Here is a 14,652-nt window from a genome sequence, read left to right on the forward strand (position 1 = left end):
GGGACTCGGGCGCCGGCGGAGCGTCGATCCGCGTGCAGAGCTGCTTGCGCCAGCGGAACAGCTGGCTGACGTGCAGGCCCGCCGAGCGCGCCACCTCCGAGACCGTCACGCCCGGCTCCAGGCTCGCCGCGACCAGCCGCTCCTTCTCCGCACGCGACCAGTGCCGCCGCCGCTCAACGGACGTGATCACCTCGACCCGCGGTATCGTCATAGGGCTACTCCTAGGATTACCCCTAGGACCTTCCCACGATCCCGCTATCCCGCAAGGCGGCTCTCACCGGAGGCGTACGTTTTGCGCCCGGAAACGATGTCAAGGATGTTCATCACCTCGCCGCGTAAGGTGGCGTTGACTTCGCCGCGCTTGTCGCCGGGCTCAAGCACCACCTCGTCGACCAGCGCGCGGAACGCCTCGGCAGCTTGATCGCGCAGTTCGGGATCAGCCAGAGCCTCGCTCAACTGCGTCACCTTGGCTTTGTAGATTTCGGCGATGTTGGGGTGGATGTCCGGGACGTCCTCGGGCGCCTGTTCCATACGCGCCAGGACATCCGCCTTCTGGCGCTCAAGTTCCTCCATCCGATCCTTCATGGCCGGCTGATACATGCCATCCTCGATCGCTGCCATGATGCCGACGATGCCACGTTCGATCTTCTCCAGCGCCTTGCGGTCAAGCTCCACCTGCGCCCGGCGTTCACGGTTCTGACTGTTGAGCGCTTCGGCATAGGCGCGCACGGCCTTGGCGACCCTGTCGGCCGAAACCAGCCGTTCAGTAAGGCCGGAGAGAATGCGCTGCTCGATGTCATCGCGACGGATGGTATGGCCGTTGTCGCAGGTGCCCCGGCGATAGCGGTTGAGACAGCCATACCGGTCACGGGTGATGATGCCGTAGTTGCCGCCGCAGCAGCCGCATTTGAGTAGGCCGGAGAACAGAAAGGCGGGGCGGCGCAGCTCGTTGACGTGCTTGGCACGATAAGCGCGCACGCCTTTGGTGACATTCTCGAACTGCTTGGAGATTTCCTCCTGCCGCCGCCGCGCCGCCTGCCAAAGGTCTTCGTTGACGACGCGCAGCTCCTGCACCTCGGTCCTGATCCACTCGGACTCCGGGTTGACGCGCGACACGCGCTTCCCCGTCGCCGGATTCTTGATGTAACGCAGCCGGTTCCAGACCAGCACACCGGCATAGAGCTCGTTGTTAACGATGCCGGTGCCCCGGCAGACATGGCCGCGAATGGTGGTGTCGCCCCAGGCCTTGCCATTGGGGCCGGGAATGCCATCGCGGTTGAGGTCGGCGGCGATAGCCTTGGGGCTCTTGCCGGCCGCGAATTCGCGAAATATGCGGCGGACGATCTCCGCCTCGGCCTCGTTGATCTTCCGTTCGCCGCGCACCTGCTCGCCGTCGCCGTTGAGCCGCTTCACGACGTCATAGCCGTAGCAGAGGCCGCCGCCCGCCTTTCCCTTCTCGACGCGGCCGCGCAGACCGCGGTGGGTCTTGGCGGCGAGGTCTTTCAGGAACAGGGCGTTCATGGTGCCCTTGAGACCGACATGCAGCTCGGAGATCTCGCCCTCGGCAAGTGTCACGAGCGTCACGCCGGCAAACTTGAAATGCTTGTAGAGAATGGCGACATCGGCCTGGTCGCGGCTGATGCGGTCCAGCGCTTCCGCCAGCACGGCTTCGAACTTGCCCGCCTGCGCGTCCTGCAAGAGCGCCTGAATGCCCGGCCGCAAGGTGACGCTCGCGCCCGAAATGGCAGCGTCCTTGTAGGCCCCCACCACTTTCCACTTCTCCCGCGCCGCCTGATCCCGGCAAATGCGGAACTGGTCCTCGATTGAGGAAACGCTCTGATTGTCCGAGGAATAGCGGGCGTATAGCGCAGCGCGGGTCATAAGACTTTCCTTTCTCTCAAGGGCGGATTTCACCCGTCCGGTTCCCGCCCCTCTTCCTTTGGCATTCGGTCCTCAAAACGCCCCACCGGGGCGTTTTGCCCGCCGTTGGCGGACCGGCCCTCATTGTCGTTGGCCGCCCGCTTCCGCCGCTCCCGCTCCCAGGCCCTGATATGTTCGCGGGCAATATGGCGGCCGATGGCCCGCGCGATGGTATCCAGGTGCCGCTCCGCTTCTTGCGCCGCCCCTTGCTTGGGGCCGTTATCGTTCGCCGGGGGCGGGATGACCGCGGCCGCCTGGTCCTCCTTTTCCTTCATGGGCCGAACCTTTCCAGTATTGATGCATACCGGATAAGGATCGCGCAAAAGCAGCCGAGTTCTTATAGCCGTTATATACCCTGTTCTTCTCCCAGGCCCTCTTCAGACAAACAACGCCTTCAGCATTTCTCCCTGCTCGGCATGCTTGGCCGGATTTTCAGCCTTGAGCCTGCGCAGGTTGAGAAGCTTCCATTGGATGGCGGGAAGCCGTTCGGCCTGGGGCAGGTCGATGAGGGCGAAATCCGGTTCAGCGTCGTGAAGCGACAGCAGGAACGCCGCGGACTTGCCAGTCAGGCGGCTTCGGATATCCGCGATCAGGCGCGTCCGCGTCGTTTCGAGATCGGCCAGCGCGATCTCTTCCCGCGTCATCCCAACGAATTCCTCCGTATACAGTTCTTCTATCGGGATAGCCGGCGGCGCCAGCAGTTCGTGCGGCGGACGGCCGGACGCGCAGACATAGGCCAGAAAGACCCGGAACAAATCGTCCGTCAGCCCCTCATTCTCATAGAGCAGGTGGACATCGTAGAGATCGCGCGGGTGCTGGCGGTCGAGGGCAGCATGCAGCTTGCCGGCAAAGAGGTCCTCGAAGGCGAGCACCGGCATCTCGGCGAACCCAAAGGCCTCCTCCACCGCGTCCGAAACCCTCATCGGCACCGGCGACAGCACCGTTCCGCGCATGACAGGCGAGGTCTCGATCTTCACGCTCGCCGCACCGCGCGAGGCCATGATGCGGGTTTCCAGGTTCCCGCCGCCGGCGATGCGCTGGAGCCGCACATCCCTGTTGCTGCGGCCGAATGAGTCCATGATCCGGTCGAGCGTGGCATCGATATGCTGAAGAGAGACGGCCCGATCCTCGATCGGTACATAGGTCAGATCGATATCGACCGACAGGCGCGGCATGTCCCGGTAGAAGAGATTGATGGCTGAACCGCCTTTGAGCGCAAAGACCTCCTCGGCCGCAATGGCCGGCATGAGGCGCATCAGCAAGCGGACCTGCTCGACATAGCGTTCACGCATGGCTCGCGTCCTCGTCCATGTCCTCAGGCAGAAGCGCCTCGGGCACATAGATCCGGTAGACCGGGTGCAGTTTTCCGCCCTTCGCCAGCGCGCGCGGGCCGGAACCGAAATCGATGGCGCTCTTGTCCAGATGCTTCACCCAGGCATGGGCATGCCGGTCGGCGAACACGAAAAACAGGCGCTTGACCTTGATGCTTCGGCAAGCGCGCAGCAGGGTCATCAGGCGCTTGGGACGCAGGTTCGTCAGACCCTGAAAGATCATGTCCAGATTGTCGAAGGTCGCGTGGGCTGGCAGTTCGTCGAGCGCTTCGAGGATGGCGCGCTCGGGTGACGAAACCTTGAGCGGCCAGCGCCAGGGGCTCACGGTCGGGCCGTGTCCTGCCCCCGCCCCATGCGCGCTCTCGAACTGGTGCTCGGCATTCTCGACGCCGGTAAGGTCGTCACCGAACAGGACGCGAGAGCGAACGACGAACTGTGTCTTGCCTGGAAGGCGGGCCAGCCAGGAGGGAACTTCGCCATAGAGATAGACACGCTCCCCGCCGCCAAGTGGCAGATAGTGGGCGAGCCCATGGAAGCCGAGCGCGCTCAAACCACCCAGATGGACGTCATGTTCCATGATCCATTGGATCGACAGCAGCGCGAGCTGCCAGTCGGTCTCCGGTCGGACAAGTGGGCGCCCTGCCTGATCGGTATGAGGCAGCGGGCGACGGTAGACCCCGCGCACCACCCGCTCCAGCCAGCCCCGCTCGGCATAGTCGTGGATGGACTTGGGATCGATCCCGAAGCGCTTCAGCCATGCGGCATCAACGAGGAAGCCGGGGGGGACCCGCTCCAGAAAGGGCTTTAGTCTCGGCGTTTTTTGATGGCTCATAACCATCAAATTCGCATGTTTTGAAAATATTTGCAACTCGCATTTCCTGTATATCTCTTTTTGATGGTCCACAACCATCAAATAATTGAAACTTCAAAATACCCTATACCATTGCCGACCGGGACGGGTGCACCGGCGGGAACGACCCTGGAGGCGTCCCCCTTTCGAGAGCCCGGCAGGACCAGGCACGATGATACGAATCCTCGGCACATGCGCTTATGGTCGGAGGATTCGTAACAATCTCCCTTGCAGGAAGGCTCGCCTTGCCTTCGGCGACATCCCCACGACCGCGAAGGGCGCGACTTCCGAATTCATGGGCAAAAGCCATCGTCGTCCGAAGTCATTTGCGACCGATTTCGGGATCGAGCAAATCGGAGCGGCTCATCCCTCCCGCCGCCTGTTCCAGACGAGCTGCGCCCGATCACCCTCCTCGGAGGGAAACAGCGCCGCTGTGAAGGGCTCGGGAAGGCTCGGGTCGTCGAGACGGACGCGGAGATAGTATTTCGGGTGATCGCCCGTCGTCCGGGCATCCCAGGCGTCACCGATGCGGGCGTTGCCGACGAGGACGCGGAATGCCGGGGCGTAGTCATGGGTACGGTCGTCGTTGGGGACGAGCCGGACCTTGGCGTCGATAGTGAGCGTGCGGATGGAGCCGGTCCAGCCGCCGTCATTGGACAAAGTGAAGGCGCCGATTTGCATGGGTCACTCCTGGAATTGCGATGTGGATGAGACCGCGGGCGACGCCGCTTCGGTATCGCCCGCGCGCGGTGAGCGGGTGCGGCGGGCCGGTTTGTCGATGTTCGTCTCCGGCAACCCCTCCTTGCGCGCCTTGGCGAAGGCGCGGTCGCTGTCGAGGAAGGCCTCCAGCATGAAGGGAATGAGCTCGGTGACGGATTCGGCCTCGCCATAGGTGGCGCGGTAGAGGGTCGCATAATCCCGGAGCGCCTGGTTGAGGTCAGCGCCCACCGTGATGGTGATCTTCGCCGGCGTGCGGTCGGGCAGTTTTCCGAGTTTCAGATTGGCCATGATCGATCCTCCTCCTTCGCTAAAGCTTCGGTGGACAGGTTTCAGCCCTGGTAGGGGCGCAATACGAGATCCCTGTGGACGATGATCCTGAGCGGCCAGCCGGGACGGACAGTGATGGTGGGCTGGATGTTCAGGTTCTTCTCGGTGATGCGCTGGCCGGCCCGATTGACGTTCTGCTGAGTTGACTCGCGGATGGCCCGGACCAGATCGCTCTCGTCGCTGCCCAGGCTCAGTTCCGTGCCGACGCCGAGCAGGGTGGAGAGCGCGATGCCCTTGATGAGCCGCCAAGTGTGGTAGTCGACCTCGTCCTCGAGCCCGGCATAACCGGCGGTGTCGGTGGCTGGCAGATTGTCGATCTCGATGGAGGAGCCGTTGGGCACAATGATGCGCTGCCAGACAAGCAGCGCACGGGACTGCCCGAAGGCGATCACGCTGTCATAGGTGCCGACCAGGCGCGAACCCTGCGGGATGAGCAACGTTCGGCCGGTCACCGTGTCGTAGACGTTCTCGGTGACCTGGGCGACGACGAGGCCCGGCAGGTCGGAATTGATGCCGGTGATCAGGCTCGCGGCGATCACACTGCCGGCCATCACCTGATAGGGCGAGACCGGCGTCTGCAGGGCGTGTGGGTTATAGATACCGCCGGCGTCGCGCTGACTCAGGAAGTCGAGCTTGCGCTGCTGGTTGTTCTGGTCGCGTTCAGGGTCGAGCGCCAGGCGGTCAGCGTCGAGCGAACCAGTCTCCGTTGCCGCCATTTGCTGAGACTGGCCCGTCACTGCCGGTGTGTCCTGCCGCGGCCGGTTCTCGATACGGAAGAAGACGCCGGCCTCCATCGCCTGGATGGCCTGCTGGGCGAGGCGCTGCTCCTCGGCGGACAATTCCGATCCTCCCGGCGCAATCCCGAGCTGTCGTTGGCGCTCCAGGATCGGTCGCCCGAGATCGCCGGGAAGCGGTGGACCCAATTCAGGTGTCTGGGGACGGACCTGGCTGTAATCGCCGGGCAGCGCGGCGAGGCCGTCCGAGGTCGGTTTGCGCTCGGTGTTGTAGAGCTCCTCGGCCTGGTCCTGAATGCGCAGGGCCGGGCCTTGCAACGCCATCATGGTCACGCCGAGGATGGCGCCGGAGCCAAGCGCGGCCGCGCCAATGACAAGGCCGCGCCTGAAGCGCACGACGCGACGGGGCGCGGCACGCAGGTCCAGCTTGCCGGGATCGCGCTTGGACGAACCGGCGGGTCGTGGCGTGGGTGCGGCGGTATCCGTCATGGCCCCTCCCCCTACCGCTCGTTAAGCGAAAACAGCGCGGTGCGCCGCGGCGTCCCGTCGGCCCGGGAAATCCGCACCACCTGCTGCGGCTTGGTGCCGAGGCGCAGCTCGGCGGCGGCGAACAGGCGGTCGACGATGTAGTAGTTGCCGCGCATGCGGTAGTTGACGAGTTCGTTGCCGCCGTCGGCGCCGACGACGAAAAGCGGCGGCGCCTCGCCCTGGTCGATACGGCGGGGGAACTCGATATAGACCTTGTGGCCGTCGTCGAAGGCGCGCAGCGGCTTCCAGGGTGGGTTGTCGCCGGTGATGGCGTAACGGAAGCGGATGTTCTCCAACGCGACATTCGAAGCGACCGGCAGCGCCGCTTGTGCCTCCGCGTTCTGTCGGCGCAGGGCGAGAAGCTGATCGGAAGGATAGGTCCAGGAAATCGCCGCCATGGCGGTCTTCTCAGTGCTTTCGAGCTGCAGGTGATAGGCGCGCCGGTCGGTGGTGATGACGAGATTGGTCTTGAGCCCCGGCGCGAAGGGCTTGACCAGCACATGGGTGCGCTCGCTGTCGCCCGCGCCGCTTACCGTATCGCCGATCACCCAACGCACGGTGTCGCCGGCGGACACGGAGGTCAGCTTCTCGCCGGGCTGCAAGGCGATGTCGCTCACCCGCTCCGGCGCCGCATAGAGACGGTAGAGCGCCCCTTCCGCATAGGGATAGACCTGGATGGCGTTGATATAGCCGTATTTCGTCGGCTCCTGCGTCGCCGCCTTATTGGCGTCCTCGACCCGCTCGGTCGGCGGGCGCTTGTCCTCGGTCCCCTCGCCGGGCTCTGGCTGAAGCTGGCCCGGCAATGCCAGAACCTTCGGCACCTCGACGATCTTCACCGGCTTGGCCGGTTCCTGGTGGATGACGGCCGGCTTGAAGTCGTTGGAGTCGTAGCCGACCGCCGGGGGCAAAGGCTTTGTGGCGCAGGCGGACAAGGCCAGCGCCGACACGGTGATGACGAAAAGACTTCTCATTCTACGGACTCCTTGGGCAATGAGGGCGCGGCGGCGTCGAGCTCGCGCGACCAGTCGATGGCATTGACGAAAACGCCGAGGGGGTTCTTGCGAAGCTGCTCGGCGGTGCGCGGGGTCTGGATCACGACCGTCAGGATCGCGGTCCAGCGTTCGGTTCGGGAGAGGCTGCCGCGCTCGAAGACCTGCTCGGTCCACTTGACCTGGAAGGAGGCGTCGGAGGCCCGCACCACGCTCGTCACCTGGACCGAGACGCTGCGGGTGCCGATCGCGCTGAAGGGATCATTCTTCTTGGCGTAATCGTTCAGGAACAGCGCCGCGCGGGCGGTGGTGAAATCGTAGGCGGCCAGCCAGTTCTGGCGCACCAGCACCGGATCGGTGGAAACCGAACGGACGTTGGTGATGAAGCGGGCGAGGTGCCAGGCGATCTGGGCGTCGGCCGGCTGGTAGTTCTGGATCGCCGGTGCGACGGCGCGCGCCTCGCCGAACTTGTCGACCTCGACCACATAGGGCGTGACGCGGCTTTGCAGCGACTGCCAGAGCAAGCCGCCGGAAAGACCGACAGAAAGCGCCAGGCAACCGAAGGCCATGAGCCGCCAGTTTCTCGCCTGGACGCGGGCGGAGCCGATGCGCTCGTCCCAGAGCTGCGCAGCCTTCTGATAGGGGGTAACGGGCTCTGGCGTCGTGCCATATCGCTGGATCGGTCGCTTGAACAGCATGGGTCAGTCGTCCTTGTCGTTGAGGGAGGGATTGGCGCCGTTGCCGGGCCGGTCACCGTCCTTGATGGCTTGGGTGGCGGTCTGCCGATGGGCGCGCGCCGCCTGTTCGGAGCGCAGGCGATTTGCCCACTCGGGCGCGGTGTTGGCGGGCACGGAACCGGAGGGGGCGCTCGCCAATGCGGCGTTTGCCTCCGACATGGAGACGGTCGGCGTGCCGCCTGTGGCCGTCCAGGCGCCACGGCGCCCGGCATCGGCGCTTTCCTTCAGAGAGGAGGTGGCGCGACCCGCTACACGGCGCGCGGCGTTTGTGGCAGCTCCGCCGGCAGCGCGCGCCATGCCACCGGCGCCGGCCGCGACGCCTGCCATGCCGGACGTCCCGGAGGTCACCTGTCCCAGTTGGTAGGCGGAAGAAGCGGCAGACCCCATCGCCGTGCCCGCACGGATGGCGGCAAGACCGCCGCCAGCGGCCATGCGCGCGCCGGCAAGCGCCGCCCCGCCGGCGAGCATGGTCGCGCCCACCGCGGCGCCGGTCGCTCCGAGGGCGGCACCGGCGCCGAGCTGTGGCGCTCCGGAAACGAGACCGGAGGCGATGCCGGGGCCAAAGATACCGAGACCGAGCAGCGCAAGGGCGCCCAGCACCTGCGACATGGCGGCGGCAAGGTCCGGTTCCTGCCCCTGAAGACCGCCCGCGAAGGAGGCGAACAGCGTCGAGCCGATGCCGACGATGACGGCGAGCACCATCACCTTGATGCCGGAGGCAATCACGTTGCCGAGAACCCGTTCGGCGAGGAACGACGTCTTGTTCCAGAGCGCGAAGGGAACCAACACGAAACCAGCGAGCGTCGTCAGTTTGAACTCGAGCACCGTGATGAAGAGCTGGATCGCCAGAATGAAGAAGGCGATGAGGACCAGGAACCAGGCCAGCAGCAGGACGAAGACAGTGAGCGCGTTGCCGAAGATTTCCGGGAAGCCGACGAGATTGCCGACCTGATCGATGAGCGGATACGCCGCCTCATAGCCGGTGGCGGCGATCTTGCCGGGCTTGAGCAGATCGTCGGCGGCCAGCGTGCCGGGCGCGGCCTGTATGCCGAGACCGGAAAAGGACCTGTAGATGATCTCGGCAAGGTCCTGGAAGTTGTTGAGGATCAGCGCGAAGACTCCGACATAGAGCACCTTCCGGATCAGGCGCCCGATGATATTGTCCTCGCCGCCCAGCGCCCAGAACAGGCCCGCCAGCGTGATGTCGATGCCGATGAGGATGGTGGTGAGGAAGGCGACGTCGCCCGACAGGAGTCCGAAGCCGCTGTCGATATAGCGGCTGAAGGTCTCCATGAACCGGTCGATGATGCCGAGATCGTTCATCGCGCGCCGCCTCCCCGCCCGTCAGTTCCCGGAATAGGCGGAGCCGGAACCGAGGAACCTGCGCGTGGTCTTGCGCGCCGCTTCCTCCGCCTGCGCCTTGCGCGCGGCGTCTTCGGCCTCGGCCCGGTAATGGGCGGCCATCAGCGTCTGGCTCTGCATCTGCTGCTTGGTCGAGAGCGCAATGAGCTGATTGGCAGCCTGCTGCGCCTGCAGCGCCCCGACGGCGCCCTGGCTCCGACTGACGAGATCGGTGAGCAGCCCTTCGTCGGCGCGCACGTTCTCGACGATCTGCGACTGTACCTGCATGGTCTGGCGGAAAGCGTTCATGGCGCTCAGCCAGCGTTCGCGCGCGGCGGTGGCCATGTCGCTGACCGAGACACTCGCGTCGTAGCTGTCGGGATATCGCTGCCGCCACTGGCCTTCGAGCTGAGTCAGGTCGAAGCTGAGGCCGTCCGCCTGCATCATCAGCCCGTCGATGCGGTTCAGCGCCCCCTGGAGTTGACCGAGTGAGGAGAAGTCCAGCCGTTGAAGGTTCCTTGCCATGTTCTGCAACATGACCGCCTGGTTCTGGAGCTGCTGGATCTGGTTGTTGATCTGCTCCAGGGCACGGGCGGCCTGCAGGACACTCTGGCCATAGTTGGTGGCATCGAAGACCGGCCAGGCGGCATGACCCGCCTGCGGCAGAACGACGACAAGGGATGCGGCGACGAGCGCCGCCAGAGTCCGGCGTTTCATGGTGTTGGCTCCTGTGCTTGGGGAGAGAATTGGCCGAGCAGTTCCGCGGCCCAATCGAGGCCGCGCGCCTTCAGGAATTCGGCGGCGAAGGCCTCCGGGCCGTGCTCGGCGAGGATGCTGTCGATGAGCGTCTGGCAGGCCGGATCGGAGGCGCCGCAGAGCGCCAGCGCCACGGGACCGAGGCCCAGATCGAACAGCCGGTTGCCGCGGCGCGATTGCAGGTAGTAGTGCCGTTTTGGCGTTGCCTGCGCGATCAGCTCGATCTGCCGATCGTTGAGACCGAAGCGCCCATAAGCCGCCCGTGCCTGGGGTTCGATAGCCCGGTCATTGGGCAGGAAAATGCGCTGCGGGCAGGACTCGATGATGGCGGGCGCGATAGAGCTGTCGGCCACGTCCGCCAGCGACTGCGTCGCGAAGATCACCGACACGTTCTTCTTGCGCAGCACCTTCAGCCATTCGCGGATGCGGGCGGCGAAGAGCGGGTTGTCGAGATAGACCCAGGCCTCGTCGAGGATGAGCAGCGTCGGCCGCCCGTCGAACCGTTCCTCCAGCCGGTGGAAGAGGTAGGTCAGCACCGGCAGGACGACACCGGCCTCGTGCATCAATTCTTCGGTCTCGAAACATTGGACGTCGGACAGCGCCAGCCGATCCTCGGCGGCGTCGAGCAGCCGGCCGAAGGGGCCGTCGAGCGTGTAGGGCTGGAGCGCGGCCTTGAGGGCATTGGCCTGGACAAGGACGGACAGGCCGGTGAGCGTGCGCTCCTCGGCCGGCGCGGCGGCGAGGTTGTTGAGCGCCGACCAGACGGCCTCCTTCACCTCCGGCGTGACGATGACACGCTCATGGGCGAGCAGCGCGCCGATCCATTCCGCCGCCCAGCTTCGCGTCGCCGGATCGTCAATGTCGCGGAGCGGCTGGAAGGCGAGCGCGTTCATGATGTCATCAGGGGCAGCGCCGAGCGCATGATGCTCCCCACCCATGGCGAGCACGGCGGCGCGCGCCGAATTGCCCTTGTCGAAGATGGTGACCTGGGAACCGGCATAGCGCCGGAATTGCAGCGCGATCAGCGACAAGAACACCGACTTGCCGGCCCCGGTCGGGCCGACGATCAGCATGTGACCCACATCGCCCACATGGGTGGAAAGGCGGAACGGCGTGGAGCCGGAGGTCTCGGAGTGAAGCAGCGGCGGCCCGTCGAGATGGGTATTGCGCGCCGGCCCGGCCCACACCGCCGAGAGCGGCATGAGGTGCGCGAGGTTCAGGGTGTGGACGAGCGGCTGCCGGACATTGGCGTAAGCCTGCCCCGGCAGCGAACCGAGCCAGGCTTCGACGGCATTCACCGTTTCCCGAATGCAGGTGAAGCCGAGTCCATTGACGATGCGCTCGACGGCGCGGACCTTTTCTTCCGCCGCCTCGCGGTCCTCGTCCCAGACTGTGACGGTCGTCGTCAGATAGCCGAAGCCGACATGATCGCCGCCGAGAGCCTGCAGAGCGGCGTCTGCATCGAGCGCCTTGTTGTCGGCGTCGCTGTCGACCAATGCGGCAGGTTCGTTGGTCAGCACCTCGCGCAGGATGGCGGTGATCGACTTGCGCTTGGCGAACCACTGCCGGCGCAGGCGCGTGAGCACCTTCGTCGCCGCGGTCTTGTCCAGGGGCAAGAAGCGGGTGACCCAGCGATAGGCAAAGTCCTGATGGTTCAGTGCGTCGAGGATGCCGGGGCGGGTCGCGTTCGGAAAACCGAGGATCGTCAGCGTCCGCAAATGCCGATCGCCCAGCATCGGCTCCAGGCCGCCGGTCAAGGGCGTATCGACCAGCACGCCGTCGAGATACATCGGCGCTTCGGGCACGGCGACGGGATGGCGCTTCATCGAAACGACCCCGTGCAGAAAGGTCAGCGTCTCGGCATCGTCGAGCGCGCGGACCTCCGGCAGAAAACCGCTAAGCAAGTCCAGAACCCGCTCGCTCTCGTCCCGGAACCGGGCCAGCTCCTGTCGCCAGTTCCGGACGCCGCTGTCCCCTTCCCCCTTCCGGCCTGAATCCAGCAGCGCATTCTCGGCGCGCGCCTGCGCATCCGGCGGCGACATATAGAGAAGAGTGAGGTGATAGCGGCTTTCGAAATGCCGGCCCTGCCGTCCTTCTTCAAAGGCCGCGCGGCGTTCCTCATCGATGAGCCATGAGGCCGCGTCCGGGAAGTTGGACCGCGGATAATCCTGCGCCTCAAGCCGTTCCGCCTCGAAGAAGAGCGCCCAGCCAGAGCCGAGACGCTTGAGGGCATTGTTGGCCCGTGCGCAAAGGCCGACCAGTTCGGCCTCCGTCGCGCTTTCGAGATCGGAGCCGCGAAAGCGGAAGGTGCGCTGGAAACTGCCGTCCTTGTTGAGGACGATGCCGGGCGCGATCAGCGCCGCCCAGGGCAGCAGGTCCGCGAGCCGGTCGGCGCGGTTGCGGTATTCGGCCAGATTCAGCATCGCCACCACCCCCGTTGACGCAGGTGGCGGGCGAGCACGAGCAGGAAGTCCGGATCGCGCCGGGCCGCAAAAACGCTGAGCGTATGCCCGGCGACGAACAGGCCGAGACCGGCAATCCATTGCTGGAGACCGAGGCCGATGGCGGCCGCGAGCGTGCCATTGAGGATGGCGACGGCCCGCGGCGCGCCGCCAAGCAGGATCGGCTCGGTCAGCGCGCGATGGACGGGGATTTCGAAGCCTTCGATGTGGCGGGCAGCATTCATCAGACGAGCGCCCCGCCGCCGAAGGAGAAGAAGGAGAGGAAGAAGCTCGACGCCGCGAAGGCGATGGACAGGCCGAAGACGATCTGGATCAGCCGCCGGAAACCGCCCGAGGTCTCGCCGAAGGCGAGCGTGAGGCCGGTGATGATGATGATGATCACCGCGACGATCTTGGCTACCGGTCCCTGAACCGATTCCAGGATGCGCTGGAGCGGTTCTTCCCACGGCATGCCGGATCCGGCCGCATAGGCCGGGGCCGTGAGCAGAAACGTGAGGGCGGTAGCCGACAGAAATCGGAGCTTTTTGCGCATGGATATGTCCTTTCATGAGAGCGATTGCAGTTGGGGCAGGGAAAGCGTGGTCACCGCGTAATCGCCGTTGGCGTCGAGGCCGGTGACTTCGGCGATGGTCTCGATGCGGCGGGATGAGCCGCGCCCGGCGATGAACACGACGAGATCGATCGCCTCCGCGATCAGGCGACGCGGGATGACGCTGACGCTCTCTTGGACGAGCTGCTCGATCCGGTAGAGGGCGGCATGGGCGGAGTTGGCATGCACGGTGGCGATGCCGCCCGGATGGCCGGTATTCCAGGCCTTGAGCATGTCGAGCGCTTCGGCGCCCCGCACCTCGCCGACGACGATGCGGTCGGGGCGCAGGCGCAGGGTCGAGCGCACCAGGTCAGCCATCGACACCGCGCCCGCGCGGGTTCTGAGCGCCACGCAATCCTCAGCCGCGCATTGCAGCTCGCGCGTGTCCTCGATGAGAATCACCCGTTCGTCGCAGTTGGCGATCTCGGCAAGCAGCGCATTGGCAAGCGTGGTCTTGCCCGAAGAGGTTCCGCCCGCGACCAGGATGTTCTTTCGCTCCCGCACGGCCTGCCTGAGGGCATCGGCCTGGATCGGGACCATGATCTGGGCACGGACGTAATCAGTCAGCGTGAAGATCTTCGCCGCTGGCTTGCGGATGGCGAAACACGGTGCCGGCGAAACCGGCGGCAAGACGCCTTGGAAGCGCTCTCCCGATGGCAGCTCGGCGCTGACAATGGGATTGTCCGCATGCACTTCGGCGCGGACATGGGAGGCGACAAGGCGGATGATCCGCTCGGTTTCGGAGGGGTGAACACGCAGGCCGGCGTGGCTTCGCCCCTCACCGAGCCGGTCGATCCAGAGCCTGCCGTCGGGGTTGACCATCACCTCGATAACGGCGGGGTCGGACAGGGCCTCGGCAATTGCCGGCCCCATGGCGGTCTTCAGCATGGTGCGGCGGCGTTCTTCGGCGGTCGTGCTCATGGGTTTTCTTCTCCGTCCCTGGTGTCGAGCGAGCGCTTGCCGCCCGCGATCTGGCGGCCGACCTGCTCGACGAATTTCTGGTAGCGTTCCTGCGCGACCGCCTGTGTCGTCTTGTCCGGGATCGGCGTGTGCGCGTTGAAGGTGAGGTAGAGCCGCACGAAGAAGGCGAGGCTCTCGGTCAGGACGTCAATGTCGCGCCGGATGAGGTTGTTTTCGCGCGTCAGCCGGTCGAGCCGGATCCTCAGCGCCTCATCGAGCGCATGGGCGCCGCGGTGCCGGATGTAATGCCGGATCGCGTCGGTGATGATGGCTGACTTGGAGGCGCCGGGCTTGGCCGCCAGCGCTTCGAGCTCGGCGCTCGTGTCCTCGTCGATGTAGATGTTGTGGCGCGGCTTCATGCAGTCTTGCCCTGACGGTCTTGAAAAAGTCAGGACAAGGATCGCCGGA

At 65.4% G+C, this 14,652-nt stretch carries 17 protein-coding genes; all 17 read right to left on the minus strand.

Translation table 11 applies throughout. The features are described 5' to 3' along the window. The coding region (locus B9O00_RS29770; RefSeq protein WP_143596401.1) for a transposase at nt 1-211 on the minus strand (211 nt) is incomplete at its 3' end. Between the two features lie 44 nt (nt 212-255). Further along, a complete protein-coding gene (locus tag B9O00_RS29775) occupies nt 256-1,881 on the minus strand; it encodes a recombinase family protein (RefSeq protein WP_085126679.1) in 1,626 nt (541 codons plus the stop codon). Nucleotides 1,882-1,910: 29 nt separating this feature from the next. Continuing rightward, nucleotides 1,911-2,195, minus strand: coding sequence for a hypothetical protein (locus B9O00_RS29780; RefSeq protein WP_179243995.1), 285 nt, complete (start codon nt 2,193-2,195; stop codon nt 1,911-1,913). A 102-nt stretch (nt 2,196-2,297) separates the two neighbouring features. Further along, complete coding sequence (locus B9O00_RS29785; RefSeq protein WP_085126681.1) at nt 2,298-3,212, minus strand: nucleotidyl transferase AbiEii/AbiGii toxin family protein; 915 nt, start codon at nt 3,210-3,212, stop codon at nt 2,298-2,300. Then, nucleotides 3,205-4,161: a type IV toxin-antitoxin system AbiEi family antitoxin domain-containing protein gene (locus B9O00_RS29790; protein WP_200808712.1), complete on the minus strand. Its 957-nt coding sequence runs from the start codon at nt 4,159-4,161 to the stop codon at nt 3,205-3,207. Before B9O00_RS29790 ends, B9O00_RS29785 begins: the two co-directional genes overlap by 8 nt. A gap of 303 nt (nt 4,162-4,464) precedes the next feature. Further along, complete coding sequence (locus tag B9O00_RS29795; RefSeq protein WP_085126683.1) at nt 4,465-4,782, minus strand: DUF736 domain-containing protein; 318 nt, start codon at nt 4,780-4,782, stop codon at nt 4,465-4,467. 3 nt (nt 4,783-4,785) lie between these two features. Then, nucleotides 4,786-5,109: a DUF2274 domain-containing protein gene (locus B9O00_RS29800; protein WP_085126685.1), complete on the minus strand. Its 324-nt coding sequence runs from the start codon at nt 5,107-5,109 to the stop codon at nt 4,786-4,788. Between the two features lie 41 nt (nt 5,110-5,150). Next, nucleotides 5,151-6,371 carry a TraB/TrbI/VirB10 family type IV secretion system protein gene (locus B9O00_RS29805; protein WP_085126687.1) on the minus strand — a complete coding sequence of 407 codons (1,221 nt, stop codon included), beginning with the start codon at nt 6,369-6,371 and terminating at the stop codon, nt 5,151-5,153. 11 nt (nt 6,372-6,382) lie between these two features. Then, nucleotides 6,383-7,381: a P-type conjugative transfer protein TrbG gene (gene trbG, locus B9O00_RS29810; protein ID WP_085126689.1), complete on the minus strand. Its 999-nt coding sequence runs from the start codon at nt 7,379-7,381 to the stop codon at nt 6,383-6,385. Next, the gene (trbF, locus tag B9O00_RS29815; RefSeq protein ID WP_085126692.1) at nt 7,378-8,097 is read right to left on the minus strand and encodes a conjugal transfer protein TrbF; all 720 of its coding nucleotides are present in this window, start codon (nt 8,095-8,097) and stop codon (nt 7,378-7,380) included. The genes trbG and trbF overlap by 4 nt, the downstream gene beginning before the upstream one ends. A 3-nt stretch (nt 8,098-8,100) precedes the next feature. Further along, nucleotides 8,101-9,459 carry a P-type conjugative transfer protein TrbL gene (gene trbL / locus B9O00_RS29820; protein WP_085126694.1) on the minus strand — a complete coding sequence of 453 codons (1,359 nt, stop codon included), beginning with the start codon at nt 9,457-9,459 and terminating at the stop codon, nt 8,101-8,103. A 21-nt stretch (nt 9,460-9,480) separates the two neighbouring features. Beyond that, entirely contained in the window at nt 9,481-10,194 is a 714-nt protein-coding gene (gene trbJ, locus B9O00_RS29825) for a P-type conjugative transfer protein TrbJ (protein WP_085126697.1), read from the minus strand. Then, nucleotides 10,191-12,656 carry a conjugal transfer protein TrbE gene (trbE, locus tag B9O00_RS29830; protein WP_085126699.1) on the minus strand — a complete coding sequence of 822 codons (2,466 nt, stop codon included), beginning with the start codon at nt 12,654-12,656 and terminating at the stop codon, nt 10,191-10,193. Before trbE ends, trbJ begins: the two co-directional genes overlap by 4 nt. Then, complete coding sequence (locus B9O00_RS29835) at nt 12,650-12,919, minus strand: VirB3 family type IV secretion system protein (RefSeq protein ID WP_085126701.1); 270 nt, start codon at nt 12,917-12,919, stop codon at nt 12,650-12,652. The genes trbE and B9O00_RS29835 overlap by 7 nt, the downstream gene beginning before the upstream one ends. After that, on the minus strand, nt 12,919-13,227 hold the full coding sequence (locus B9O00_RS29840; protein WP_085126703.1) for a TrbC/VirB2 family type IV secretion system protein: 309 nt from the start codon (nt 13,225-13,227) through the stop codon (nt 12,919-12,921). The genes B9O00_RS29835 and B9O00_RS29840 overlap by 1 nt, the downstream gene beginning before the upstream one ends. Nucleotides 13,228-13,239: 12 nt before the next feature. Next, nucleotides 13,240-14,205: a P-type conjugative transfer ATPase TrbB gene (trbB, locus tag B9O00_RS29845; RefSeq protein WP_085126705.1), complete on the minus strand. Its 966-nt coding sequence runs from the start codon at nt 14,203-14,205 to the stop codon at nt 13,240-13,242. After that, nucleotides 14,202-14,603: a ribbon-helix-helix domain-containing protein gene (locus tag B9O00_RS29850; RefSeq protein WP_085126708.1), complete on the minus strand. Its 402-nt coding sequence runs from the start codon at nt 14,601-14,603 to the stop codon at nt 14,202-14,204. Before B9O00_RS29850 ends, trbB begins: the two co-directional genes overlap by 4 nt. Nucleotides 14,604-14,652: the final 49 nt, after the last annotated feature.

The organism is Tistlia consotensis USBA 355 (genome assembly GCF_900177295.1).
Classification (GTDB): Bacteria; Pseudomonadota; Alphaproteobacteria; order Kiloniellales; family DSM-21159; genus Tistlia; species Tistlia consotensis.

Excerpts from the sequence above, each read along its gene's own strand:
- B9O00_RS29775 (WP_085126679.1), bottom strand. The coding sequence starts at position 1,881 with ATGACCCGCGCTGCGCTATACGCCCGCTATTCCTCGGACAATCAGAGC.
- B9O00_RS29780 (WP_179243995.1), bottom strand. The coding sequence starts at position 2,195 with ATGAAGGAAAAGGAGGACCAGGCGGCCGCGGTCATCCCGCCCCCGGCG.
- B9O00_RS29785 (WP_085126681.1), bottom strand. The coding sequence starts at position 3,212 with ATGCGTGAACGCTATGTCGAGCAGGTCCGCTTGCTGATGCGCCTCATG.
- B9O00_RS29790 (WP_200808712.1), bottom strand. The coding sequence starts at position 4,161 with ATGGTTGTGGACCATCAAAAAGAGATATACAGGAAATGCGAGTTGCAA.
- B9O00_RS29795 (WP_085126683.1), bottom strand. The coding sequence starts at position 4,782 with ATGCAAATCGGCGCCTTCACTTTGTCCAATGACGGCGGCTGGACCGGC.
- B9O00_RS29800 (WP_085126685.1), bottom strand. The coding sequence starts at position 5,109 with ATGGCCAATCTGAAACTCGGAAAACTGCCCGACCGCACGCCGGCGAAG.
- B9O00_RS29805 (WP_085126687.1), bottom strand. The coding sequence starts at position 6,371 with ATGACGGATACCGCCGCACCCACGCCACGACCCGCCGGTTCGTCCAAG.
- trbG (WP_085126689.1), bottom strand. The coding sequence starts at position 7,381 with ATGAGAAGTCTTTTCGTCATCACCGTGTCGGCGCTGGCCTTGTCCGCC.
- trbF (WP_085126692.1), bottom strand. The coding sequence starts at position 8,097 with ATGCTGTTCAAGCGACCGATCCAGCGATATGGCACGACGCCAGAGCCC.
- trbL (WP_085126694.1), bottom strand. The coding sequence starts at position 9,459 with ATGAACGATCTCGGCATCATCGACCGGTTCATGGAGACCTTCAGCCGC.
- trbJ (WP_085126697.1), bottom strand. The coding sequence starts at position 10,194 with ATGAAACGCCGGACTCTGGCGGCGCTCGTCGCCGCATCCCTTGTCGTC.
- trbE (WP_085126699.1), bottom strand. The coding sequence starts at position 12,656 with ATGCTGAATCTGGCCGAATACCGCAACCGCGCCGACCGGCTCGCGGAC.
- B9O00_RS29835 (WP_085126701.1), bottom strand. The coding sequence starts at position 12,919 with ATGAATGCTGCCCGCCACATCGAAGGCTTCGAAATCCCCGTCCATCGC.
- B9O00_RS29840 (WP_085126703.1), bottom strand. The coding sequence starts at position 13,227 with ATGCGCAAAAAGCTCCGATTTCTGTCGGCTACCGCCCTCACGTTTCTG.
- trbB (WP_085126705.1), bottom strand. The coding sequence starts at position 14,205 with ATGAGCACGACCGCCGAAGAACGCCGCCGCACCATGCTGAAGACCGCC.
- B9O00_RS29850 (WP_085126708.1), bottom strand. The coding sequence starts at position 14,603 with ATGAAGCCGCGCCACAACATCTACATCGACGAGGACACGAGCGCCGAG.